Raw genomic sequence first — 20,953 nt, forward strand, 5'->3', positions numbered from 1 at the left:
TGGGCTGGACACAGGGGACGGCCGTGCGCCACTCCCCACGCAGATCAGGCCTAAGCGGCCAGATCAGCCGTCGACGACGTGCGGGCGTGCCCACTGGGGTCGGTGGTCTCCTGATGGGTGAGGTCGATGGCGTGGGTGACGACGTCAGCCAGTCGGCCGTTGCGGTCGTGGGCCTGCCGTTGCCGGCTGGCCCCTGTTCCGCTGCTGAGGATCCTGTGCAGGGACTCCTCGACGTAGGCCGCGTCGCCGGACTCGCGCAGGGCGTCCAGGACATGGTCATGGAGTGCGGAGATGACGTGTCGTGCGGTGTCCGGCGTGTGGGTCATCGGGTGGAGCAGCTCGCCCTCGATGCCCCACCGGCTGGCCTGCCAGGTCGCCTGGCGCAGGATGACGGCGGGCACCATGTCGGGTGCCTGTCCGGCCTTCCATTCCCGGGCGGCGGTCTCCACCAGTGCCCGCACCAGGGCGGCGATCAGCACGGTGTCGCGGGGATCGAGGCAGACATCGGTCACCCGGATCTCGACGGTGGGGTGGCGGGCGGAGAGTCGTGCGTCGAAATCCGGGTTGATCACGACTCCGGTGTCCGACAGGTCTGCCACCAGTGAGTGGTAGGCCTGTGCCGAGCCGAAGACGTCCGTCGGCCCGGCGGTGGACCACCGGTTCCAGGCCTGTGTGCGGAAGCTGGCGTAGCCGCTGTCCGTGCCGTTCCAGAACGGGGAGTTCGAGCTCAATGCGATGAGCGTCGGCAGCCAGGACCTCATGCGGTCCAGGACCGCGACGCCTTCCTCGTCCGAGCCGACGGAGACGTGGACGTGGCATCCGCAGGTCAGCTGCTCGCGGGCCGTCAGGGCGTACTTCTCCAGCAGCAGGTCATAGCGGTCGTTGCTGGTGGAATGAGGTGTGACCGCCAGCGGGGAGGTGGCGAGGGCGGCGATCCTCGCGCCCGCCTGTCGGGCGAGCGAGTCGGCAAGGGCGCGGCCTGCCCGTATCTCGGCGGCGAGTCCGTCCAGACTGCTGTGCGGGTGCGTGATGACTTCGAGCTGTTCCTGGTGCAGCTCGACGGCCAGCATCGGCTGGCCGGAACGATCGACCGCCTGGCCGGACTGGCCATGGAGACACAGCAGGTCCGCGGCCAGGGGCAGGGGGGTGCCGTTGTGGGGATCTACGATCAGGAATTCTTCCTCGACACCAAAAGTACGCATCTGATCAGTGTCGTCGACGAACGCGACAGCCCGCACCACACATGACGTGGCCCATATCCCGGGTATGTCTCGCATCCCATCGGTGGCACGCCAGTTCGTGGTTCGCCGGGGCATCAACCCCCGCCCCGGGGCCCGCCTCGAGGTGAGGCTCTTCGCAGCTGGTCGACCGTTGCGCAGTGGGCGCTCTGAACGTGGAGAACGCCGACTGCGCAACGGTCGACCTGCCTCTGGGCGTGGAGGACGCGGTCGGGGCCCCCTCCGCGCCTCACGCGTGGAGGCCGCGCTCAGCGTCAGGGTCCTGCACCGGGCCCCTCCGAGGCGGCCTCCCTTGCGAGCTGCTCAGCGGGTGGCGTCGATGAGGAGCTTGCCGCTGGCCGCTCCCTGCATGCTGGACTCGAAGGCCGCGGCCGCCTCGGCGAGCGGGAAGGTCCGGTCGATGTCCACGTGGAGGGTGCCGCCGGCGACCTTCTCGAGAAGGGTGCGCAGGCGCGGGCCGTCGGGCCGCACCCAGACCCAGCGCCCGCCGGCCTCCTCGACCGAGGGATCGGCGATCGAGACGTGGCGCCCGCCGTCGGTCAGGACCGCGAGGGTCTCCTCGCGCACCCCGCCCACGAAGTCGGCGACCGCGCTCACGCCGTCGGGCGCGATCTCTCGCACCCGCTCGACGAGGCCCTCCCCGTAGGCCACCGGGGTGACGCCGAGGGACCGCAGCTTCTCGTGGTTGTCGGCGGACGCGGTGCCGATCACGGTCGCGCCCCGCTCTCGCGCGAGCTGCGCAGCGAGGTAGCCGACGCCGCCGGAGGCGGCATGGATCAGCAGGGTGTCCTCGCCGGTCAGCTCGAGGGTCTCGAGGCTGCGCAGCGCGGTCAGGCCGGTCAGTGGCAGGCCCGCGGCGGCGTCGAAGCTGACGCCCTCCGGGATCGCGGCGACCGAGGTGGCGGGCAGCGCCACGTACTCGGCGAAGGTCCCGCCGTGGATGACGTCCTTGCGCCCGTAGGAGGCGACGCGGTCACCCGGGGCGAACTCGGGGGCGTCGGGGCCGACGGCCTCGACCACCCCGGCCACGTCCCAGCCGGGGATGACGGGGAAGAAGGCGTCGATGAGCGAGTCCAGGCCGCCGCTCATCACCTTCCAGTCGACGGGGTTCACGGAGGCGCGCTCCACGCGGATCAGGACTGCTCCAGGCCCGACTTTCGGCCGGGGGACGTCGGAGAGCTCAAGGGTGGAGGGGTCGCCGTACTCGGAATAGGTCATTGCACGCATGCGGGGACAACGCGCCGAGACGCGTCGACATTCCCGCTGCGACAGGTGACTGACCCTTCAGATGCCACCCAGTGGGCTCCCTCGCAGCCCGGTGAAGGTCGAGATCGTCGAGTCCGCGACACCTCCCGGTGCGCGCGTGATGTGACGCCACGTGACGCCGGAGGTCCCAGATGACAGGCCTCCTCGGCATCCGGGCCGGGCCGAGGCCTACAGTGAAAGCCATGCTGACCGACATCGCGCTCCGTGAGGCGTTCTCCCACTTCCCTCAGGGCATGGTCCTGGTCGCCGCCGAGGTCGACGGCGTGCGCCACGGGCTGATCGCCTCGACCTTCACCGTCGGCGTCTCCCTGGATCCGCCGCTGGTGTCCCTCGCGGTGCAGCACACCTCGAAGACCTGGCCGGCCCTGCACGAGCACGGACATCTCGGCGTGACGGTGCTGGGCCGCACCCAGGCTCCGTTCGCGCGCCAGCTCTCGTCGACGGATCGGGCGCGCCGCTTCGACGGGATCGACGTGAGCGTGGATCCGAACGGCGCACTCACCCTGCAGCACGCCCCGGCATGGATGACCGTGCGGGTGCACGACCAGATGCGAGCCGGGGACCACGACCTGGTGCTGCTGGAGGTGCTCGAGATCGACAGCCTGCCCGACGCCGAAGCGATGGTCTTCCACCGCAGCCGCTTCAAGCAGCTGATGCGGGAGGATCCGGCCCTCTGACTCCCCGGGCGCTGGTGCTCAGGTCAGGCTGCGGCGCGGGACCGCTCCTGCGGCCTGCGGCATTACGGGGAGTTCTCCACCGGCTCTGCGCCGCGGATCTGCCCGAAGGCGAGGGATGACCAGAAGTCGCCGCGGACGTACCGCTGCTCAGGATCCGGTGCGAAGTCCCAATGCCGGTTCGTGCCCTGCTGGAGGGCGTCAGCCACCAGGCGGCGGCGTGCCTGGCTGGCCAGGATGTCCGACTCCAGGGACGGAAGGTCGTACTGGGCGTCCAGCTCTGCGCGCAGGCGCTGGGCCAGCTCGACATACGCGGGCTCGGCGGCGACGTTTCGCAGCTCAAGCGGGTCGGTGACCAGGTCGAACAGCTGCTCCGGGTCACCCGGGCAGAGCACGAACTTGAACTGGCCGCGCACCAGGGTCAGCTGCGGCCGCAGCGTGCCCTCGGCGAGGTACTCGATGACGATGTCGCGGTCCTCGGGCCCGGATCGGCCGTCCGTCTCGCGGCGGGCGGATTCCAGCAGCGAGAGCCCGCGCCGCGAGGAGGGCGCGGCCACCGCGTGCCCGCCGGCGTCCTGCACCGGCGGATACGCGGGGGCCTGATCAGCGGGGGCCTGCGCGAGTTCCAGCAGGGTCGGCATCAGGTCCAGCAGCGACACCGGGTTCGAAAATCGCCCGCGGGGAACCAGGTGCTGGGGTCCGTGGACGATCAGCGGGACCCGAGCAGACTCCTCGTAGGGCGACATCTTGTACCACAGGCCCTTCTCGCCCAGCATGTCGCCGTGGTCGCTGGTGACCACGATGACGGTGTTCTCCAGCAGGCCCAGCTCCTCCAGCCGGGTCCGGATCCGGCCCACGTGGTCGTCGATGTAGCTGACAGCCGCGTAGTACGAGCGTCGTGCGCGTCGCACCTCCTCGAGGCTCGGATCGCGCAGGTCGAACCCGCTCATCGCGCGCAGGCGATGGCTGTGCGGGTCCTGCTCCGCCTCAGGGACCTCAGGGTGCTTCGGGGCCGGGATCTCGACCTCTGCGAAGCGGTCCCAGTGCTCGCGCGGCGGCTCGTAGGGGTCATGCGGGTGGATGAAGCTGGTGACCATCAGGAAGGGGATGTCCCTGCCCGCGGCCTGGTTCGCCCGCACCCGGTCGTTGAGGTGGCGCAGCGTGCGAAAGCCCACCTCGTCGTCGAAGTCCTGCTGGACGGTCGCCTGGGAGACGCCGGCGGTGAAGACGGTGTCGGCGTCGTGATACCACGGCAGTCGGTCGGCGGGGTCTCGCCGCCAGTCCGGCACCATGTCCATATCCGCCGGGTAGACGTCCGTGGTCAGGCGCTGTTCGAACCCGTGGTGCTGGTCGGGTCCGATGAAGTGCATGCGCCCCACCAGCGCCGTGTGGTAGCCGGCGGCGCGCAGGTGATGGGCGAACGTGGGAGTCGAGGAGGTGAAGTCATCGCCGTTGTCATAGCAGCCGACGTCCGACGGCATCCGCCCGGTCATCATGGACGCGCGCGAGGGCGCGCACAGCGGGGTGCTGCAGTACGCCCGGTCGAACACTGCGGCGTCGGCCGCCAGGGCATCCATGTGCGGGGTCCTGGCAGCGGTGTCACCGTAGGCCCCGAGCGCCTGCGCGGCCATCTGGCCGGCCTGGATGACGACAATATTCGGTCTCATGGTCGACCTCGCCTTTCACGTCGGAGGGGGTGGATGATCCGTCCGCCGCTGCGGTCGGTGCGCGGCACTGCGCGGAGGTCGGGTCGTGCCGCGCGCGTGCGTCAGGACGGTGTGGAGCGGGTCGTCCCCGCGGAGCTCGAGGTCGTGCCGTCGTCAGCCTCCGGGTCGACGATCTCGATCTCCCCGGTCTCCGGGTTCCAGCCGTCGGCCCACTCCCCGGTCTCGAAGTCGTAGCCGACCGGCTCGCCGTCCTCGTCGGTGCGCTGGTACCACTCGGTGAACTCCCCGTCGGTGGAGTCGACCACGGCGCCGGCGCCCTCGCCCGGTTCGGTGCGGACCACCTGCAGGCTGAAGTCGTCGTCGAACCGGTCCACGCCGTCCACGACGGCGTTGTCGATCGCCGCCTCGGCGTACTGCTGGCGCAGGGTGAGGGGGTCGCTGCGCAGCTCCCGGAGCCAGGCCACGATGATCAGCAGCATCACCACGGCGAAGGGCACGGCGGTGATGATCACCAGCGACTGCAGGCCCTGCAGCGCGGTCTCACCGCCCAGCAGCAGCATCACCACCGCGATGCCTCCCATCACCACGCCCCAGAAGACCACGACCAGCTTGGGCGGGCTCTGGCTGCCCTTGGTGGTGAGGATGCCCATCACCACGGAGGCGGAGTCGGCGGCGGTGATGAAGAAGATCGCCAGGATGACCATGATCAGGATCGGCAGGAACTCGGCGAAGGGCAGGTTCTCCACCATCGAGAACAGCACCTGGGCCGGATTCACCGAGTCCATCTGGCCCAGCGAGCCGTCGCGGTACATCGAGATCGCGGTGCCGCCCATGATCCCGTACGCGAGGAAGAGCAGGGAGGACGGGATGAGGATGACGCCGAGCACGAACTGGCGGATGGTGCGGCCGCGGGAGATGCGCGCGATGAAGATGCCCACGAAGGGCGACCATGAGATCCACCAGGCCCAGTAGTACACGGTCCAGGCGGACTGGAAGTCGAGGGTGTCCTGGCCCCAGGAGGCCGAGCGCCCCATGAACTCGAGCATCGAACCGAGGTACTCCATCACGGCCGAGGGCAGCAGGTTCAGCAGGAACAGGGTCGGGCCCAGGATGAACAGCGCACCGGCGAAGCCGATCGTGAGCACGATGTTGGTGTTCGAGAGGTAGCGGATGCCGCGGGAGACGCCGGAGACCGCCGAGATCACGAAGCCGACCGAGAGCACCGCGATGATCACGATCATCATGGTGTTGGTCAGCTCCGAGGCGCCCGAGACGATCACGAAGCCCTCACCGATCTGCAGCACGGCGATGCCGAGCGCGGCGGCGGTGCCGAACAGCGTCGCGATGATCGCGAAGACGTCCACCAGCTGCCCGGCCCAGCCCTCGGAGTGCTTCTTGCCGAACAGGCGCTCGAAGATCGAGGACATCAGCAGGGTACGACCTCGCCGATAGGCCGCGTACGCCACCGCGCCACCCACCAGGGCGTACATCGCCCAGGCGTGGAAGCCCCAGTGGTAGTAGGTCTGGGCGAGGGCCGTGTGCAGGGCCTCGACCGATTCGGGTTCGTTCGTCAGCGGAGGCGGGGTGAGGAAGTACGTCAGCGGTTCCGAGGGGCCCCAGAACATCACACCGATGCCGAGGCCGGCGGCGAACAGCATCGCCACCCAGGAGAAGGTGGAGAACTCCGGGGTCTCGCCGTCCTTGCCCAGCGGGATCTTCCCGTATCGGGAGAAGGCCAGGATCAGCAGGGTCACCAGCACCACCGTGGCGACGGCGTTGAAGAGCCAGCCGAGGTGGGTCATGACCCAGGCGTAGGCGACGTTCGCCACCTCTCCGACGCTCGCCGGGTTGAGGATCCCCCAGATCACGAAGGCGACGGCGAGGATCCCGGCGACACCGAACACGAACTTGTCGATGCGGTAGCGGCGGCGCTGCTCATCGATGCCGATCCCCGGCACCAGGGCCGGGTGGATGTCATGGGGATACTGCGGCCGGGAGTAGTCGATGCTCGCCAGTGGGTTCCCGGGTGGGCGCCCGCTCGATCTGTTCCGCGCGGCCGCTTCTCTCCGGGAGGTGGGATCGTTGTCGTTCATCACGTCGGGACTCCGTTCGGGCTGGGGAAAAGGGCGGAGCTCCGGCAGGGCAGACCGCGGATCCCGGCCGATCTCTCACTGCCGACGGGTCGATTCCCGGCCGTCACGCATCGCACGCCGAACACACCTGAGAGTCCACTGTAGCCAGGTGTCCGATTCCGGGCCGAGGCCGAGGTGGTCGGAGCACCTCGGGTGGCCAAGGGCCGGTCCTGGCTGCTCCCGTGAAAAGTTGGCCTCGTCCGGCGCCCCACTGCCGATGGGCGGGACCGCTCAGAGCTCGCGGAACCGTCCGGCGTCGACATCCCAGCGCCGGTCGATGCGCACCGTCTCGAGCATGCGCCGGTCATGGGTGACCAGCAGCAGCGTGCCCTCGTAGGACTCCAGCGCCTGCTCGAGCTGCTCGATGGCGGGGAGGTCGAGGTGGTTGGTGGGCTCATCGAGCACCAGCAGGTTCACGCCTCGGGCCTGCAGCAGGGCGAGCGCGGCGCGGGTGCGCTCGCCCGGGGACAGCTCGGCGGCGGTGCGGCCCACATGATCGGCCTTGAGGCCGAACTTCGCCAGCAGGGTGCGCACCTCTGCCGGGGACAGCGCGGGCAGCTGGCCCTCGACGACCTCGGCAAGGGCCGCGGAGCCGGTGAACAGCGAGCGGGCCTGGTCGATCTCGCCGATCTGCACGCTCGCGCCGAGCGACGCTGAGCCGTCGTCCACGGTGCGTCGGCCCAGCAGGGCGCTCAGCAGCGTCGACTTCCCCGCGCCATTGGGTCCTGTGATGCCGATCCGCTCCCCGGCGTTCACCTGCACCGAGATCGGGCCCAGGGTGAAATCTCCCTGCCTGACCACTGCGCCGGTGAGCGTGGCGACCACGCTGCCCGAGCGGGGCGCGGCGCCGATCGTGAACTGGAGCTGCCACTCCTTGCGCGGCTCCTCGACCTCGTCGAGCCGGGCGATGCGGCTCTCCATCTGCCGCACCTTCTGGGCCTGCTTCTCGCTGGACTCGGACTGCGCGCGGCGGCGGATCTTGTCATTGTCCGGTGCCTTCTTCATCGCATTGCGCACGCCCTGGCTGGACCATTCGCGCTGCGTGCGGGCCCGGGAGACGAGATCGGACTTCTTCTGCGCGAACTCCTCGTACTGCTCGCGGGCGTGCCGGCGCACGGTGGCCCGCTCCTCGAGGTAGGCCTCGTAACCGCCGCCGAACAAGCGGTGGCTGTTCTGAGCGAGGTCGAGCTCGAGCACGCTGGTCACACAACGGGCGAGGAACTCACGATCATGGCTGACCAGCACCGCTCCCCCACGCAGCCCCTGCACGAAGCGCTCCAGGCGCTCGAGGCCGTCGAGGTCCAGATCGTTGGTGGGCTCGTCCAGCAGCACCAGGTCGAAGCGGGACAGCAGCAGTGCGGCGAGGCCCACCCGCGCAGCCTGCCCGCCGGAGAGGGAGGTCATCAGAGTCTGCCGGGCCGCGTGCGCATCGACCGGGAGGCCCAGCTCGGCCAGCAGCGGAGGGATCCGCTCCTCGAGATCCGCGGCGCCGCTGGCGAGCCAGTGGTCCAGGGCGGTGGAGTAGGCGTCGGCCGGGTCGGGGCCGCCCCGCGGCGCCTCCTCCCCGAGCGCGCTGGCCGTCGCATCCATGTCGGCGCTCGCCTGCGCGCAGCCGGTGCGGCGTGCGATGTATCCGGCGATGGTCTCCCCGACGACGCGCTCATACTCCTGCGGCAGCCAGCCCACGAAGGCGTCCGACGGGGAGAGGGAGACGGTGCCGGCGTGCGGCTGATCGGCCGTGGCGAGCAGGCGCAGCAGGGTGGATTTGCCGGCACCGTTGGCGCCCACCACGCCGATCACGTCGCCGGGCGCGACGGTGAGGTCGAGGCCTTCGAACAGCGTGCGATGGCCGTACCCACCGGCCAGGCCGTGGGCGACGAGGGTTGCGCTCATCGGGACATCTTCCCACTGCAACGGCGAGCTCCTGGGCCGTCTCGACAGCATGGCCAGACCGACCACGGCCTCGCTCCCGTGACGTCGCCCACAGCGGGTGAGAAAAGGGCGGGAGTCCGCGAGGTGGACGCGATCATCCTGGCCACCGGCTACACGACCGGGCTCCGGGCGCTCCTCGGGCATCTCCACGTGCTCGACGAGCTCGGATTCCCGCTGGACGGCCACGGCCGCGAGATCCTGCCCGGGCTGCGCTGCCTGGGCTACGTGCGCCGGCCGGGCCTGACGGGCTACGACGCCCGCCTCGCCCGGAGGATGTCCCGGGACCTCTGCCCGCGGCGCCGACGGACCGACCGTCGGCGCTGATCAGGGCCGGCATCGGATCGCCCTGTCGATCCCGACATGGGCAGTGCTCACGAGCCCAGGCTCACCAGGGTGCAGGCGGTGGCGGGGCGGGCCCTGCCCGAGCCGGCGCAGGCACTGCCGGTCTGGGCACGGTCGCTACCGCAGCAGTCGGGAGAGCAGGCGGTGTGCGGTCCGTCGGCCCACGCGCTTTCCCACCGCCTCCGGTCCTCGCCGGGCGGCGCGCACATCGCCCTGCACCCGTCGTGCTCGAAACAGCCAATTCAGCATCGGAACCTCCTTGATGTGGTTGCCTCGACCGTATCGCGACCATCGCGTGCTGAACGGCCTGCCCCGCCTCTCAGCGTCCCGATCGAGGGGACACCTGGTGAGGAGGAGGTTCGGATGGCATCACCACGATCCCGCGCTGAGAGCATCGACGCTCGCCGACGAGAGGTGCACGAGCAGCTCGCGAACGTCGAGCTGGAACTCACCGCGCTGCGACGGACCCGTGAAGGGCTCAGCGACGACGACGAGCACGATCCCGACGGCGTCCCGCTGTCCGCCCAGTGGTCCCGGCTCGAAGGGCTGAAGCAGATGAAGCTCGAGGCGCTCGCCGCGATCCACGAGGCGGAGGCGCGGCTGGCGCGCGGGGAGGACGGCCGGTGCAGAGTCTGCGGCCGCCCCATCGCGTCGGCCCGGCTCGCGGCTCGACCGGAGGCGACGACCTGCATCGACTGCACACCGTGACCCGACGCCCGGCCCGGACCCGCGGGCGAGAGCCCGCGGGCGGGACGAGCAGCGCGGCAGGGCTCCCCGCATCCCGCGCTCGATACGATGACGGCGCCTCAGCCCACCAGTCCCCCTCCTTCGAGAAGGTGCCCGATGACGGATCATGCCCAGCCCCTGCAGCGCCTCGGATTCCTCACCATCGGGCTGTTCGACCCGGACGACCCCGCGGCCGGGCACGAGTCGACCCTGCGGATCATCGAGCTCGGCGAAGAGCTCGGGTTCGACAGCGCCTGGCTGCGTCACCGACACCTGCAGTTCGGGATCTCCTCCCCCGTGGCCGTGATGGCCGCGGCCAGTCAGCGCACCCGACGGATCGAGCTGGGCACCGCGGTGACCCCGCTGGGCTGGGAGAACCCGCTGCGGCTGGCCGAGGATCTCGCCACGGTGGACGTGCTCTCCGGGGGCCGGATCAATCCAGGGGTCAGCGTGGGCACTCCGATGCAGTACGAGACCCTCAAGCATGCTCTCTACCCGCACACCGCAGAGCTCGAGGACTTCAGCAAGGCCCGGGTGGAGCAGCTCGCCGGCTTCCTCGCCGGTGAGCCGGTGCGGGACCTCTCCGGCAAGCAGGGCGTGGTCGAGGAGTACTCCTCCCGGGTCGAGCCGTACTCCCCCGGGCTGCGAGACCGGCTCTGGTACGGGGCCGGCAGCATGAGCTCAGCGGCCTGGGCCGGGAAGCATGGGCTGAACCTGCTCAGCAGCAGCGTCATCTTCCCCGACCAGGGGCAGGATCCGGACTTCGCCGCCGTCCAGGCCGCTCAGATCCGGGCGTTCAGGGAGGCCGCCACGGCACATGCCCCGAATGCCGCTGCCCGCGTCTCCCAGGGCCTGGTCGTCATCCCCACGGACTCGGCGAGCCCGGAGCAGCGGGAGAAGTACCGGGACTATGTCCAGGAGCGGCTGCCTCGCACCCGCAGCCCGCAGGGACCCCGCGGCATGATGTTCGCCCCGGATCTCCTGGGCACCAGCCAGGAGATCGCCGAGCAGCTCTGGGCTCACGCCGGATTCCGCGAGGTGGACGAGGTCGCCTTCGCCCTCCCTTTCAGCTTCGAGCACGAGGACTACGTGCAGATCCTCACCGATATCGCGACGCGGCTCGGTCCGCTGCTGGGCTGGTCACCGCGGTCAGAGTGACCGCTCCTGCTCATCCCGCTCAGGACTGGTGCCACACATCGCCATCACCGTCACCGTCACCGTCACCGTCAACCAGGAGGCGACCTTCCCAGATCTTTCGTGCTGACCGTTCCGTAGCCACGAGGTCAGGGAGGATGATGCCGCCATGACCACAGTGAGCACCTGTCTCTGGTTCGATGGCGGCATCGACGAGGCCGCCGAGTTCTACGTCTCCGTGCTGCCCGGCTCGAAGCTCCTGGGCCGCAGCGTCTACGAGGCGGGCGGCGGACCACCGGACGGTCCCGATATGACCGGTCAGGCGCTGACCGTGGAGATCGAGCTCCTGGGTGTCCCGTACATGCTGCTCAACGGCGGGCCGCAGTTCCCCCTCTCCGAGGCGGTCTCGATCGTGGTCACCGTCGACTCGCAGGCGGAGATCGATCGGCTGTGGGAGGCGCTCGTCGGCGGCGGCGGGCGCGAGTCGCAATGCGGCTGGTGCGTCGACCGGTTCGGGCTGTCCTGGCAGATCGTGCCGCAGCAGCTGACCGCCCTGCTCACCGGGCCCCACGCCGAGGCGGTGACCGCCGAGCTGATGACCCAGGTCAAGCTCGACATCGCGCGTCTGGAGGCCGCGGCGGGCTGAGTCCCGGCTCCCCGGCCTCTCGGTCGGACCACTTCCGAACGGTGCCGCGCTCTGCTAGGAACGACGACATGACTGTCTACGGCTTCCATGCCTCCCACGAGCAGATCTCCCCGCGCCAGCTGCTCGCGGACGTCCAGCTGGCCGAGCAGGTCGGATTCCAGGCGGCCATGTGCTCGGACCATCTCGAGCCGTGGTCGCAGAGGCAGGGGCATGCCGGGATGGCTTGGCCCTGGCTGGGCGCGGCGCTCGCCACCACCGAGCTGACCTTCGGCACCGTCACCGCCCCCGGGCAGCGCTACCACCCCGCGATCGTCGCCCAGGCGATCGCCACCCTCGGGCAGATGTTCCCGGGACGCTTCTGGACCGCGCTGGGCACCGGCCAGTTCGCCAATGAGCACGTGACCGGACAGGGTTGGCCCCGCAAGGACGTCCGACAGCAGCGCCTCGAGGAGAGTGTCGAGGTGATCCGTCGTCTGCTCGCCGGCGAGACGGTCTCCCACGACGGCCTGGTCACAGTCGAGGAGGCGACCGTCTGGGAGCTCGCCGAGCCGCGGCCGCCGCTGATCGCGCCGGCGATCAGTGTGGCCACCGCGATGCGCGGGGCGCGCTGGGCCGACGGGCTCGCGACCATCAACCAGGATCCGTCCCTGCTGCGCGAGATGCTCGACCGCTGGGCGGATGCCGGTGGCGCGCCGCACCGCATCCTCCAGGTCCACCTGGCCTGGGCCCCGACCGAACAGGAGGCGTTCGCTGTGGCGCACGACCAGTGGCGCTCCAACATCTTCCCCTCCCCCGCCTCCACCGACCTTCGCGTGGCGACCTACGACGCGGTCAGCGAGCACGGAGTCGGCTCCGAGCAGCTGCGCGACGCGGTGCTGGTCTCCTCCGACCTCGGCGAGCTCACCGAGCAGATCCACGACTTGGCGTCCCTCGGCTTCGACGAGGTGTACCTGCACCACGTCGGCCAGCAGCAGCGACCGTTCCTGGAGGCCTTCGGCGAGAAGGTCCTGCCCCAGCTGCGGTGACCGACCGCCCGCAGTGAGGGCCCCGCACCCCGACCCCGTTCCCGTCCCCGTGAGGAGACCCCGTGCTGAAGACCGAGACCTCGGACCAATGGTGGAAGTCCGCCGTCGTGTACTGCCTGGACATCGAGAAGTTCTTCGACGGCAACGACGACGGCGTCGGCGACATCGACGGCCTCTCGCAGCGTCTGGACTACCTGGCCGAACTCGGGGTGACCTGTCTGTGGCTGATGCCGCTGAACCCCACCAAGGGCCGTGACGACGGCTACGACATCATCGACTACTACGGCGTGGATCCCCGTCTGGGCGACCACGGCGACCTGGTGGAGCTGCTCCGCACGGCGAAGGACCGCGGGATGCGCGTGATCATGGACCTGGTCGTCAACCACACCTCCCACCAGCATCCGTGGTTCACAGCGGCTCGCTCGTCCCGCGACAGCCCGTACCGCGACTACTACGTGTGGCGGGACGAGCCGCCCGAGGACACCTCCGACCAGGTGGTCTTCCCCGACGCCGAGGACTCGCTGTGGACCTACGACGAGAAGGCCGGCCAGTACTTCCTGCACAACTTCTACTCCGAGCAGCCGGACCTCAACATCACCAATCCGGCGGTGCAGCAGGAGGTCGCCAAGATCATCGGGTTCTGGCTGCAGCTGGGCCTGGACGGCTTCCGGGTGGACGCGGTGCCGTACTTCATCGAGAGCCGCGGCATCGTGCCGGACGCCTCCGCCGACTACTCCGACCCCCACGAGTACCTGCGCAGCCTCTCCGCTTTCATCGGCCGCCGACGCGGCGATGCGATCCTGCTCGGCGAGGTGAACCTGCCCTACGAGGAGCAGATGGCGTTCTTCGGGGGCGACGACGCCGATGAGCTGACCATGATGTTCGACTTCGAGCTGATGCAGCGGATGTACCTGTCGCTGGCTCGGCAGGACGCCACCGAGATGGCGCGCACACTGAACCGTCGGCCGTCGCTGAAGCCCACCCGGCAGTTCGCGACCTTCGTGCGCAACCACGACGAGCTCACGCTCGACAAGCTCAGCGAGGACGAGCGCCAGGAGGTCTTCGACGCCTTCGGGCCCGAGGAGGAGATGCAGCTGTACGGTCGCGGGCTGCGGCGACGGCTGCCTCCGATGCTCGACGGCGATCCTCGGCGGCTCACGATGGTCTACTCGCTGCTGTTCGCCCTGCCCGGCACGCCGGTGCTGTTCTACGGCGAGGAGATCGGCATGGGCGAGAACCTCGACATCCCCGGTCGACTCTCGGTGCGCTCCCCGATGCAGTGGACGGCGGGCAAGAACGGCGGCTTCTCCGTCGCGAAGCCGTCCGCTCTCGTCGCCCCTGTGACCGGGGGACCCTACGGGGCAGAGCACGTCAACGCCGAGGATCAGCGCTCCGACCCGGACTCGCTGCTGTCCTTCATCGGGCAGCTCGCCCGCCGCTACCGGGAATGCCCCGAGGTCGGGATGGGCGACTACGAGGTCCTCGCGTCGGACGCCCCCGCGGTGCTCGTGCATCGCTGCACCTGGAACCCCTTCGGCGGCGGCACCTCCTCCTCCGTGCTGGTGCACAACCTCGCACCCGCGGCCACCACGCTGACCGTCCACCTTGCCGAGGTCGAGGACGGCACCGAGGTGCTCGACCTCTTCAGCGGCGAGCGGCACACCGTCGGTCGGGAGGGGCGGCTCACCCTGGACGTCGGCGGGTACGGCCACCACTGGCTGCGACTGCTGCTCCCGGGGGACCGACGGCTGCGGTGACGAGGACCGAAGACTGGGGTGCCGGGGCCGGGTGCCTCAGCCCTGATCGCCGCGCAGCCGGTCGATGTGCTCGGAGGCCTCGGCCTTGGTGAGGCTCGCGGGGAGCTGCTCGCCCGCCTGCGTGGCGAGGGTGTCGAGATACGACTTCTGGGCCTCGGTCATCGGGTCGTCGCCGCTGATCCAGTCCTCCGGGTCCTTCTCGAGGGAGGGGTCGTCCCGGGCCTCCCCCGTCGCACCGATGGTCTCCTCGGGCGAGCCGGGCTCGCCGTTCTCGCTCGGCATGCCGGGCTGGTTCTCGCGGATCGGATCGGTCATCGGGGCCTCCTTCGAGCTGCATCGAGGACGTCCGGGCGTCACTCGGGGATGCGCGCCATCGTAGTGCGCAGGAGTGACGGAGCGAGGGATGAACCCGGTCCCCTTCCGGACGGTCGGGTCCCCGGTCCGGGTGCGCACTGCACTTCTTCGATGCCATCTCGACCGCGCCGCATCCCCGCCCGGAACGGAGGCGTCCGCCCGTGGCAGCTCCCAGGCTCGACGTCGATCCGTGGCTGCTCCGCGAGCCGTCGGTGGATGTCGCGTGCCTGCCGACCAGCGACAAGGGCGGACTCCTGACGGACCTCGGAACCGTCCCCTCGTCTACACGCTGCGATCCCCAGCACCGGACACAGGTGCCGGCCCCTGCCGACTCGGGCGCATGGAAATGACCAGATAAGTGCTGAGGATGCCGCCCCCGAGGAGTGCGATCGCGATCAGCACCCAGTGCCCCAGCGCGGGGTCGATCAGCTCGAGGACATAGATCAGGACGGCCGCGAGCGCGAGCACGATCCCCTCCATCACGGCGAACGCGATGAAGAAGCGCTGCCGCTCCTGCTGGACGCGACGGGAGTCGGCTGCGGCTGCATCGGCGGAGCTGCTGGCAGGCAAGTGATTCATGGGCTCATGCTAAGCACTGCGGCGCTGTCCCTTCGAGGGCGAGTCGCGAGGGAGCCGCAGAGTGTCGCTTCCCTGGTCAGCGAGGCGCCGCACCGTCGACCTGCTCGGTCGAGCGGTCAGAGTCGGCGCTCGATCCCGATCTGCGCCGCCACCGTGTCGCCCAGCCCGACCCGCTCGGCACGCTGCACCGTCGCCGTCACCGTCACCGTCACCGTCACCGTCGCCGTCGCAGGTAGCCGCCACTGCGCGGGAACTGGGACGTGGTGAACGTGGTGCCGCCGATCCGGGCGACCACCGGGATGCATCCCCATCCGTAGCTGAGCACAGGCAGCTGGTCGGTCAGTTCCTCAGCGATGTCACCAGTCACGGGGACGAACGGGAACGGGGCAGGGCCCCTCCATCCGATGACCACGCCCTCGAACTCGAAGTGGAGATCTCCTCGCAGGTCCACGCGGACTCACCGTCCCGGGGACGGGCCTGAGCCCGGCTCGCCCTCTCGGACGTCGAGGCGTCGATCCTCGGCGGTCTCGGCGGCCCCGGGGGTGTCCTCGAGCGGAGCGACCACCGCCGGGATTCGGCTCAGGAGAGGTCCGACCTGGCGTCGTCGTCCACCTCGGCATCCAGCACCACTCCGCGACGGATCGAGATCGTCACTGCCACGGCGATCGCGGCGACGGCCGCGGCGGCGATCAGGTAGCGCAGCGGGTTCGCGTCTCCGCTGAGCGCGCTCATCCCCACCACGGCCGGGGCGATCAGCACCGCGACCAGGTTCATCACCTTGAGCAGCGGGTTGATCGAGGGGCCGGCGGTGTCCTTGAACGGGTCGCCGACGGTGTCCCCGATGATGGTGGCCTCGTGGGCGAGGGAGCCCTTGCCCCCGTGGTGGCCGTCCTCGACCAGCTTCTTCGCGTTGTCCCAGGCACCGCCCGAGTTGGCGAGCATGATCGCCATCAGCACGCCGGTGGCGATCGCGCCCGCGAGGTAGCCGGCGAGCGCCGGCGCGCCGAGGCCGAAGCCGACGGCGATCGGCGCGGCGACCGCGAGCAGGCCGGGGGTGGCGAGCTCCCGCAGCGAGTCGCGGGTGACGATGTCCACCACCCGCCCGTACTCGGGCTTCGCAGTTCCCTCCATGATCCCAACGATCTCGCGGAACTGGCGGCGCACCTCGTACACCACAGCACCGGCGGCGCGGCCGACGGCGCTGATCGCGAGGCCGGAGAACAGGAACACCACGGCGCCGCCGATGATCACGCCCACGAGGATCTGCGGGGAGAAGACGACGGACTGGTCCAGGAAGTCCTGGTAGCGGTCGCCGAGCACGTCCCGGATCGCGTCGGTGTAGGAGCCGAACAGGGCAGTCGCAGCGAGCACGGCGGTGGCGATCGCGATGCCCTTGGTGATGGCCTTGGTGGTGTTGCCGACGGCGTCGAGCTCGGTGAGCACCTGGGCGCCCTCGGCATCGACGTCCCCGGACATCTCGGCGATGCCCTGGGCGTTGTCGGCCACCGGGCCGAAGGTGTCCATCGCGACGATCACGCCGACGGTGGTGAGAAGGCCGCAGCCGGCGAGCGCGATCGCGAACAGGCCGGCGATGCCGGAGCCGCCGAGCAGGAAGGCGCCGAACACCGCAGCGGCGATGACCAGCGCGGTGAACACCGCGGATTCCAGGCCGAGGGAGAAGCCGGAGAGCACCACGGTCGCGGCGCCGGTGCGGGAGGTGGCGGCGACCTGGCGCACCGGCCGGTCCTCAGTGCCGGTGTAGTAGCCGGTGAGGTAGAGGATCAGCACGCCGAGGGCGATCCCGATCACCACGGCGCCGGCGGCGATGAGCCGGGGATCGTCGATCGCGGCGGTGCTCTCGTCGATCCCGAGCTCGGCGAAGCTGCCCGGGAGGTAGAGGAAGGCGGCGATCGTGCACAGCACTGCGGAGATCACCGCGGAGGCCAGGAAGGAGCGACGGATGGTGGTCAGCGCGCTCTGCCCCGTCTTCGGCGTGGTGAGGTAGACGCCGATCAAGGCGGTGAGCACGCCGATCGCGGGGACGATCAGGGGGAACACCATGCCGGCCTCCCCGAAGGCGGCCCGGCCCAGGATCAGCGCGGCGACCAGGGTCACGGCATAGGACTCGAAGAGGTCCGCCGCCATCCCGGCGCAGTCCCCCACGTTGTCGCCGACGTTGTCCGCGATGGTCGCGGCGTTGCGGGGATCGTCCTCGGGGATGTTCTTCTCGAGCTTGCCGACCAGGTCGGCGCCGACGTCGGCGGCCTTGGTGAAGATGCCGCCGCCGACGCGCATGAACATCGCGACCATCGCGGCGCCGAAGCCGAAGCCCTCGAGCACCAGGGCGGCATCCCCGCGGAAGATCAGCACCACGATCCCCGCGCCGAGCAGGCCGAAGCCGATCGTGGCCATGCCGACGCAGGCCCCGGTGCGCACAGCGATGAGCATCGCCGGATCGCGTCCGACCTCGTGGGCCGCCGCGGCGACTCGTACGTTCGCGCGCACCGCGAGCCACATCCCGAGGTAGCCGATCAGGCCCGAGAACCCCGCACCCACCAGGAAGGCGACCGAGCGGGCGACGCGGAGCAACATCCCCTCGGCGCCGGTGGCCCCATGGGTGGGCAGCAGCAGGAGCAGCAGGAAGGTGAGCACGGCGAAGGCGGCGAGGGTGCGCAGCTGGCGACGCAGGTACGCGGCAGCCCCTTCCTGGACCGCGCCCGCGACCTCGTTCATGGCCGCGGTCCCGGTCTTCGCCCGCAGCACCTCGGTGCGGAACCGGAGGGCCATCGCGATGGCGATCAGGGCGATCACCACGATCACCCCGACCGTGGTCAGACTCGCTGGGGAGAGGGTGAGGGAATCCGGTGTCATGAGGTCCTCCGCACGTCGTCGTGGGTCTGGGGTCCTTCCTCCCGTCGCGCTCCACGATGAGCACGACGGACCTGGTGCGCGCACTGTAGCCGCGATCCGTCCCCAGCAGTACCCGTTCGGCGCATCCAGCGGGGGCCGGCCGTGAGTCCGGTGGGCCCGACCCCTGGCCCTCGCACCCTCGGCGGCGTAGCGTGACCGCACCGATCCAGCGGGGTCTGGTCCCGCGGGCATCCATCAGGAGGTCACCATGGCAGGCCACGTCTACAACGTCACCGAGATCGTCGGCACCTCACCCGAGAGCAGCGACGATGCGGTGAAGAACGCGATCGCCGAAGCCTCGCGGACCCTGCGGAACCTGGACTGGTTCGAGGTCCAGTCGATCCGCGGCCATCTCGAGGACGGCTATGTCGCCGACTGGCAGGTGACGATCAAGATCGGCTTCCGCCACGAGAAATGACCGCGACGCCGCGGAACCCGGCTCGCGCCGTTTCGAGAATGTTCACCGCATGGCCATGCCCCCTCCTGTGACCTGCAGGTGGGAGCGCTCCTACGGTGGTCTGGGCCCTCGATCACGAGGCCAGTCCCCGATCTGGAGCACCTGTGCCTCGTCCCGCTCTCCTTCGCCCGAACCGTCGCACCCTGCTCATCGGCGGTGCCGCCCTCGGTGCGGGCATCGCCGTCCCCGCCTCGATCCTCGCGCTCACCGCCGGCCGGATCGCCGAGCCGTTCACCCTCGGAGTCGCCTCCGGTGACCCCTTGCCGGACTCGGTCGTGCTGTGGACCCGCCTCGCCCCCGAACCGCTGCTCGAGGACGGCGGGATGCCGCAGCGCGCGGTGGACGTCGAATGGGAGATCGCGGCGGACGATGCCTTCCAGGCCGTTCTGCAGAGCGGGACCGTCCAGGCGCTGCCCGAGGAGGCGCACAGCGTCCACGTCGACGTGGGAGGGCTCGCTTCCGGGGCGCCGTACTGGTACCGGTTCCGGGTGGGCGGGGAGGTCTCCCCCGTCGGCCGCACGCGCACCGCACCGGCGGCCGGATCCCTGAACCCGATCTCCTTCGGCGTCACCTCCTGCGCGAGCTTCGAGGAGGGATGGTTCACCGCGTACGAGCACCTGGCGCAGGAGGATCTCGACGTGGTGTTCTGCCTGGGCGACTATCTCTACGAATACGCGGCGGGGAAGCAGGGCGGGGTACGCCGGCACGAGGGCGATGAGATGAACACCCTCGGCGAGTACCGCCGCCGTCACGCCCAGCAGAAGACCGACCGGGATCTGCAGGCGGCCCATGCCGCAGCGCCCTGGATCGTCACCTGGGACGACCACGAGGTGGACAACAACTACGCGGGCCTAAAACCGGAGAATGACGAACCGGGTCAGGGCAACGCGTCCCTCACGGACTTCACCGCCCGCCGCACCGCCGCCTACCAGGCGTACTGGGAGCACATGCCCCTGCGTCGCTTCCGAAAGCCGGTGGACACCTCGCTGCCGCTGTACCGCGGATTCGACTACGGGGATCTCGCGCGGTTCAGCGTGCTGGACACCCGCCAGTATCGCGACCCGCAGCCCTACGGGGGGAAGAAGGACATGGTGGGCCCGGAGCAGTGGGCCACCGACATGCTCGGCGAGGAGCAGCATCGCTGGCTCGAGCAGAATCTCGTGGAATCACGCGCGGTGTGGAATGTGGTCCCGCAGCAGATCTTCTTCGCGAACATGGACTACAAGGTGGGCGGGCCCGGCGCCTACAACGACGGCTGGGACGGCTATCAGGCTTCTCGCGATCGGATCCTCGGCCTGGTCGCCGAGCGCGAGATCGAGAACTTCGTGGTGCTCACCGGGGATGTCCACTGCCATTACCTCAATGACCTGCGGCGGGACTTCGAGGATGACGCGAGCCCGGTCCTCGGCAGCGAGGTGGTGGTCACCTCGGTCACCTCCAACGGCGACGGGGCGAGCATCTCCGCCGGCCAGCTCGAGCGGTGGCAGAGCGACATGCCCTACATGCACTACCGACAGGACCGGCGCGGCTATGTCACGTGCGAGGTCTCCCCTGAGCAGTTCCGGGCGGACTTCCACACCCTCGAACACGTCTCCACGAAGGGTGCGCCGCGCGAGACGGAGGCGTCCTTCGTGATCGAGGCCGGGGTCGCCGGGGCGCAGCGCCTGTGAGCCACGATCCCCTGGCCACCGCGCGCTGAGACCTCACCGCGCAGCACCCGCATCGCACAGCGCCCCACGGCACCGCGCAGCACAGCGCAGCGCAGCACAGCGCACCGCAGCACCGCAGCAGCAGCAGCTCAGCCTCGTGAGGCGGTGATGTCGAGCTGCACGGCGTGCTCGCTGATGACGCGGGCGAGCTCGAGGTCGCGGCTGGTGATGCCGCCGACGTCATGGCTCGTCAGCGTCACCGTGACCTCGGGATAGGTGAGCGTGAGGTCCGGGTGATGGTCCGCCATTTCCGCGGCAGCGCCGACGCGGTTCACGAACTCGAGCCCGGTCGCGAAGTCGCCGGTGGCGAAGCGAGTGGTGAGGGTGTCGCCGTCCTGCTGCCAGTCCGCGAGTGCGGCGTCGGCGATCTCGGTGGAGGTCAGAACTTTCTTCGAATCAGCCATG

General features: G+C 70.0%; 20 protein-coding genes. 9 read left to right on the forward strand and 11 right to left on the reverse strand.

The window, feature by feature from the left end; genetic code table 11:
• Positions 1 to 50: 50 nt before the first annotated feature.
• Entirely contained in the window at positions 51 to 1,202 is a 1,152-nt protein-coding gene (locus tag Q0937_RS00445; RefSeq protein WP_299298394.1) for a glutamate--cysteine ligase, read from the reverse strand.
• A gap of 339 nt (positions 1,203 to 1,541) precedes the next feature.
• Positions 1,542 to 2,465 carry an NADP-dependent oxidoreductase gene (locus Q0937_RS00450; RefSeq protein WP_299298397.1) on the reverse strand — a complete coding sequence of 308 codons (924 nt, stop codon included), beginning with the start codon at positions 2,463 to 2,465 and terminating at the stop codon, positions 1,542 to 1,544.
• 221 nt (positions 2,466 to 2,686) lie between these two features.
• On the opposite strand from Q0937_RS00450, the gene Q0937_RS00455 reads away from it, so the two are divergent.
• Entirely contained in the window at positions 2,687 to 3,181 is a 495-nt protein-coding gene (locus tag Q0937_RS00455; RefSeq protein WP_299298400.1) for a flavin reductase family protein, read from the forward strand.
• 62 nt (positions 3,182 to 3,243) lie between these two features.
• On the opposite strand, the gene betC is transcribed toward Q0937_RS00455, so the two are convergent.
• The 3 genes from betC to Q0937_RS00470 all read right to left on the reverse strand — a co-directional run bounded on the left by betC (position 3,244) and on the right by Q0937_RS00470 (position 8,870).
• Positions 3,244 to 4,845 (reverse strand): choline-sulfatase, encoded by a 1,602-nt coding sequence (gene betC / locus Q0937_RS00460; protein WP_299298403.1) that lies wholly within the window; start codon positions 4,843 to 4,845, stop codon positions 3,244 to 3,246.
• Positions 4,846 to 4,946: 101 nt separating this feature from the next.
• On the reverse strand, positions 4,947 to 6,938 hold the full coding sequence (locus Q0937_RS00465; protein WP_299299614.1) for a BCCT family transporter: 1,992 nt from the start codon (positions 6,936 to 6,938) through the stop codon (positions 4,947 to 4,949).
• A gap of 270 nt (positions 6,939 to 7,208) precedes the next feature.
• On the reverse strand, positions 7,209 to 8,870 hold the full coding sequence (locus Q0937_RS00470) for an ABC-F family ATP-binding cassette domain-containing protein (protein ID WP_299298406.1): 1,662 nt from the start codon (positions 8,868 to 8,870) through the stop codon (positions 7,209 to 7,211).
• A 123-nt stretch (positions 8,871 to 8,993) separates the two neighbouring features.
• On the opposite strand from Q0937_RS00470, the gene Q0937_RS00475 reads away from it, so the two are divergent.
• Complete coding sequence (locus Q0937_RS00475) at positions 8,994 to 9,233, forward strand: hypothetical protein (protein WP_299298408.1); 240 nt, start codon at positions 8,994 to 8,996, stop codon at positions 9,231 to 9,233.
• A 135-nt stretch (positions 9,234 to 9,368) separates the two neighbouring features.
• Here Q0937_RS00475 and Q0937_RS00480 read toward each other — a convergent pair whose 3' ends face one another.
• A complete protein-coding gene (locus Q0937_RS00480) occupies positions 9,369 to 9,500 on the reverse strand; it encodes a hypothetical protein (protein WP_299298411.1) in 132 nt (43 codons plus the stop codon).
• 114 nt (positions 9,501 to 9,614) lie between these two features.
• On the opposite strand from Q0937_RS00480, the gene Q0937_RS00485 reads away from it, so the two are divergent.
• The 5 genes from Q0937_RS00485 (at position 9,615) to Q0937_RS00505 (ending at position 14,539) form a co-directional block, all read left to right on the forward strand.
• Positions 9,615 to 9,959, forward strand: coding sequence for a TraR/DksA C4-type zinc finger protein (locus Q0937_RS00485; RefSeq protein WP_299298414.1), 345 nt, complete (start codon positions 9,615 to 9,617; stop codon positions 9,957 to 9,959).
• 135 nt (positions 9,960 to 10,094) lie between these two features.
• Positions 10,095 to 11,135 (forward strand): LLM class flavin-dependent oxidoreductase, encoded by a 1,041-nt coding sequence (locus tag Q0937_RS00490; protein WP_299298416.1) that lies wholly within the window; start codon positions 10,095 to 10,097, stop codon positions 11,133 to 11,135.
• A gap of 145 nt (positions 11,136 to 11,280) precedes the next feature.
• Positions 11,281 to 11,757: a VOC family protein gene (locus Q0937_RS00495; protein ID WP_299298419.1), complete on the forward strand. Its 477-nt coding sequence runs from the start codon at positions 11,281 to 11,283 to the stop codon at positions 11,755 to 11,757.
• A 68-nt stretch (positions 11,758 to 11,825) separates the two neighbouring features.
• Positions 11,826 to 12,782: a TIGR03885 family FMN-dependent LLM class oxidoreductase gene (locus tag Q0937_RS00500; protein WP_299298422.1), complete on the forward strand. Its 957-nt coding sequence runs from the start codon at positions 11,826 to 11,828 to the stop codon at positions 12,780 to 12,782.
• A gap of 62 nt (positions 12,783 to 12,844) precedes the next feature.
• Complete coding sequence (locus Q0937_RS00505) at positions 12,845 to 14,539, forward strand: alpha-amylase family protein (protein ID WP_299298425.1); 1,695 nt, start codon at positions 12,845 to 12,847, stop codon at positions 14,537 to 14,539.
• 36 nt (positions 14,540 to 14,575) lie between these two features.
• Here the strand turns inward: Q0937_RS00505 and Q0937_RS00510 are convergent, their stop codons facing one another.
• The 4 genes from Q0937_RS00510 to Q0937_RS00525 all read right to left on the reverse strand — a co-directional run bounded on the left by Q0937_RS00510 (position 14,576) and on the right by Q0937_RS00525 (position 18,343).
• Positions 14,576 to 14,854 (reverse strand): DUF3072 domain-containing protein, encoded by a 279-nt coding sequence (locus Q0937_RS00510; protein WP_299298428.1) that lies wholly within the window; start codon positions 14,852 to 14,854, stop codon positions 14,576 to 14,578.
• A gap of 321 nt (positions 14,855 to 15,175) precedes the next feature.
• Complete coding sequence (locus Q0937_RS00515; protein ID WP_299298431.1) at positions 15,176 to 15,472, reverse strand: hypothetical protein; 297 nt, start codon at positions 15,470 to 15,472, stop codon at positions 15,176 to 15,178.
• A 214-nt stretch (positions 15,473 to 15,686) separates the two neighbouring features.
• The gene (locus Q0937_RS00520) at positions 15,687 to 15,923 is read right to left on the reverse strand and encodes a DUF1905 domain-containing protein (RefSeq protein WP_299298434.1); all 237 of its coding nucleotides are present in this window, start codon (positions 15,921 to 15,923) and stop codon (positions 15,687 to 15,689) included.
• Between the two features lie 128 nt (positions 15,924 to 16,051).
• A complete protein-coding gene (locus Q0937_RS00525; RefSeq protein WP_299298437.1) occupies positions 16,052 to 18,343 on the reverse strand; it encodes a sodium-translocating pyrophosphatase in 2,292 nt (763 codons plus the stop codon).
• Between the two features lie 247 nt (positions 18,344 to 18,590).
• Between Q0937_RS00525 and Q0937_RS00530 the strand changes: the two genes are divergently transcribed.
• A complete protein-coding gene (locus Q0937_RS00530) occupies positions 18,591 to 18,800 on the forward strand; it encodes a dodecin (protein ID WP_299298439.1) in 210 nt (69 codons plus the stop codon).
• A 143-nt stretch (positions 18,801 to 18,943) separates the two neighbouring features.
• On the forward strand, positions 18,944 to 20,509 hold the full coding sequence (locus Q0937_RS00535; protein WP_299298441.1) for an alkaline phosphatase: 1,566 nt from the start codon (positions 18,944 to 18,946) through the stop codon (positions 20,507 to 20,509).
• Positions 20,510 to 20,637: 128 nt separating this feature from the next.
• Here Q0937_RS00535 and Q0937_RS00540 read toward each other — a convergent pair whose 3' ends face one another.
• Entirely contained in the window at positions 20,638 to 20,952 is a 315-nt protein-coding gene (locus tag Q0937_RS00540; protein WP_299298444.1) for a 4a-hydroxytetrahydrobiopterin dehydratase, read from the reverse strand.
• Between the last annotated feature and the right edge of the window lies 1 nt (position 20,953).

Origin of the sequence: uncultured Brachybacterium sp. (assembly GCF_947500705.1) — a bacterium.
GTDB lineage: Bacteria > Actinomycetota > Actinomycetes > Actinomycetales > Dermabacteraceae > Brachybacterium.

What these genes read in the sequence shown, in the direction of transcription:
- Q0937_RS00445 (WP_299298394.1), bottom strand. Translation starts at nt 1,202, where the DNA reads ATGCGTACTTTTGGTGTCGAGGAAGAATTCCTGATCGTAGATCCCCAC.
- Q0937_RS00450 (WP_299298397.1), bottom strand. Translation starts at nt 2,465, where the DNA reads ATGCGTGCAATGACCTATTCCGAGTACGGCGACCCCTCCACCCTTGAG.
- Q0937_RS00455 (WP_299298400.1), top strand. Translation starts at nt 2,687, where the DNA reads ATGCTGACCGACATCGCGCTCCGTGAGGCGTTCTCCCACTTCCCTCAG.
- betC (WP_299298403.1), bottom strand. Translation starts at nt 4,845, where the DNA reads ATGAGACCGAATATTGTCGTCATCCAGGCCGGCCAGATGGCCGCGCAG.
- Q0937_RS00465 (WP_299299614.1), bottom strand. Translation starts at nt 6,938, where the DNA reads ATGAACGACAACGATCCCACCTCCCGGAGAGAAGCGGCCGCGCGGAAC.
- Q0937_RS00470 (WP_299298406.1), bottom strand. Translation starts at nt 8,870, where the DNA reads ATGAGCGCAACCCTCGTCGCCCACGGCCTGGCCGGTGGGTACGGCCAT.
- Q0937_RS00480 (WP_299298411.1), bottom strand. Translation starts at nt 9,500, where the DNA reads ATGCTGAATTGGCTGTTTCGAGCACGACGGGTGCAGGGCGATGTGCGC.
- Q0937_RS00485 (WP_299298414.1), top strand. Translation starts at nt 9,615, where the DNA reads ATGGCATCACCACGATCCCGCGCTGAGAGCATCGACGCTCGCCGACGA.
- Q0937_RS00490 (WP_299298416.1), top strand. Translation starts at nt 10,095, where the DNA reads ATGACGGATCATGCCCAGCCCCTGCAGCGCCTCGGATTCCTCACCATC.
- Q0937_RS00495 (WP_299298419.1), top strand. Translation starts at nt 11,281, where the DNA reads ATGACCACAGTGAGCACCTGTCTCTGGTTCGATGGCGGCATCGACGAG.
- Q0937_RS00500 (WP_299298422.1), top strand. Translation starts at nt 11,826, where the DNA reads ATGACTGTCTACGGCTTCCATGCCTCCCACGAGCAGATCTCCCCGCGC.
- Q0937_RS00510 (WP_299298428.1), bottom strand. Translation starts at nt 14,854, where the DNA reads ATGACCGATCCGATCCGCGAGAACCAGCCCGGCATGCCGAGCGAGAAC.
- Q0937_RS00515 (WP_299298431.1), bottom strand. Translation starts at nt 15,472, where the DNA reads ATGAATCACTTGCCTGCCAGCAGCTCCGCCGATGCAGCCGCAGCCGAC.
- Q0937_RS00525 (WP_299298437.1), bottom strand. Translation starts at nt 18,343, where the DNA reads ATGACACCGGATTCCCTCACCCTCTCCCCAGCGAGTCTGACCACGGTC.
- Q0937_RS00530 (WP_299298439.1), top strand. Translation starts at nt 18,591, where the DNA reads ATGGCAGGCCACGTCTACAACGTCACCGAGATCGTCGGCACCTCACCC.
- Q0937_RS00540 (WP_299298444.1), bottom strand. Translation starts at nt 20,952, where the DNA reads ATGGCTGATTCGAAGAAAGTTCTGACCTCCACCGAGATCGCCGACGCC.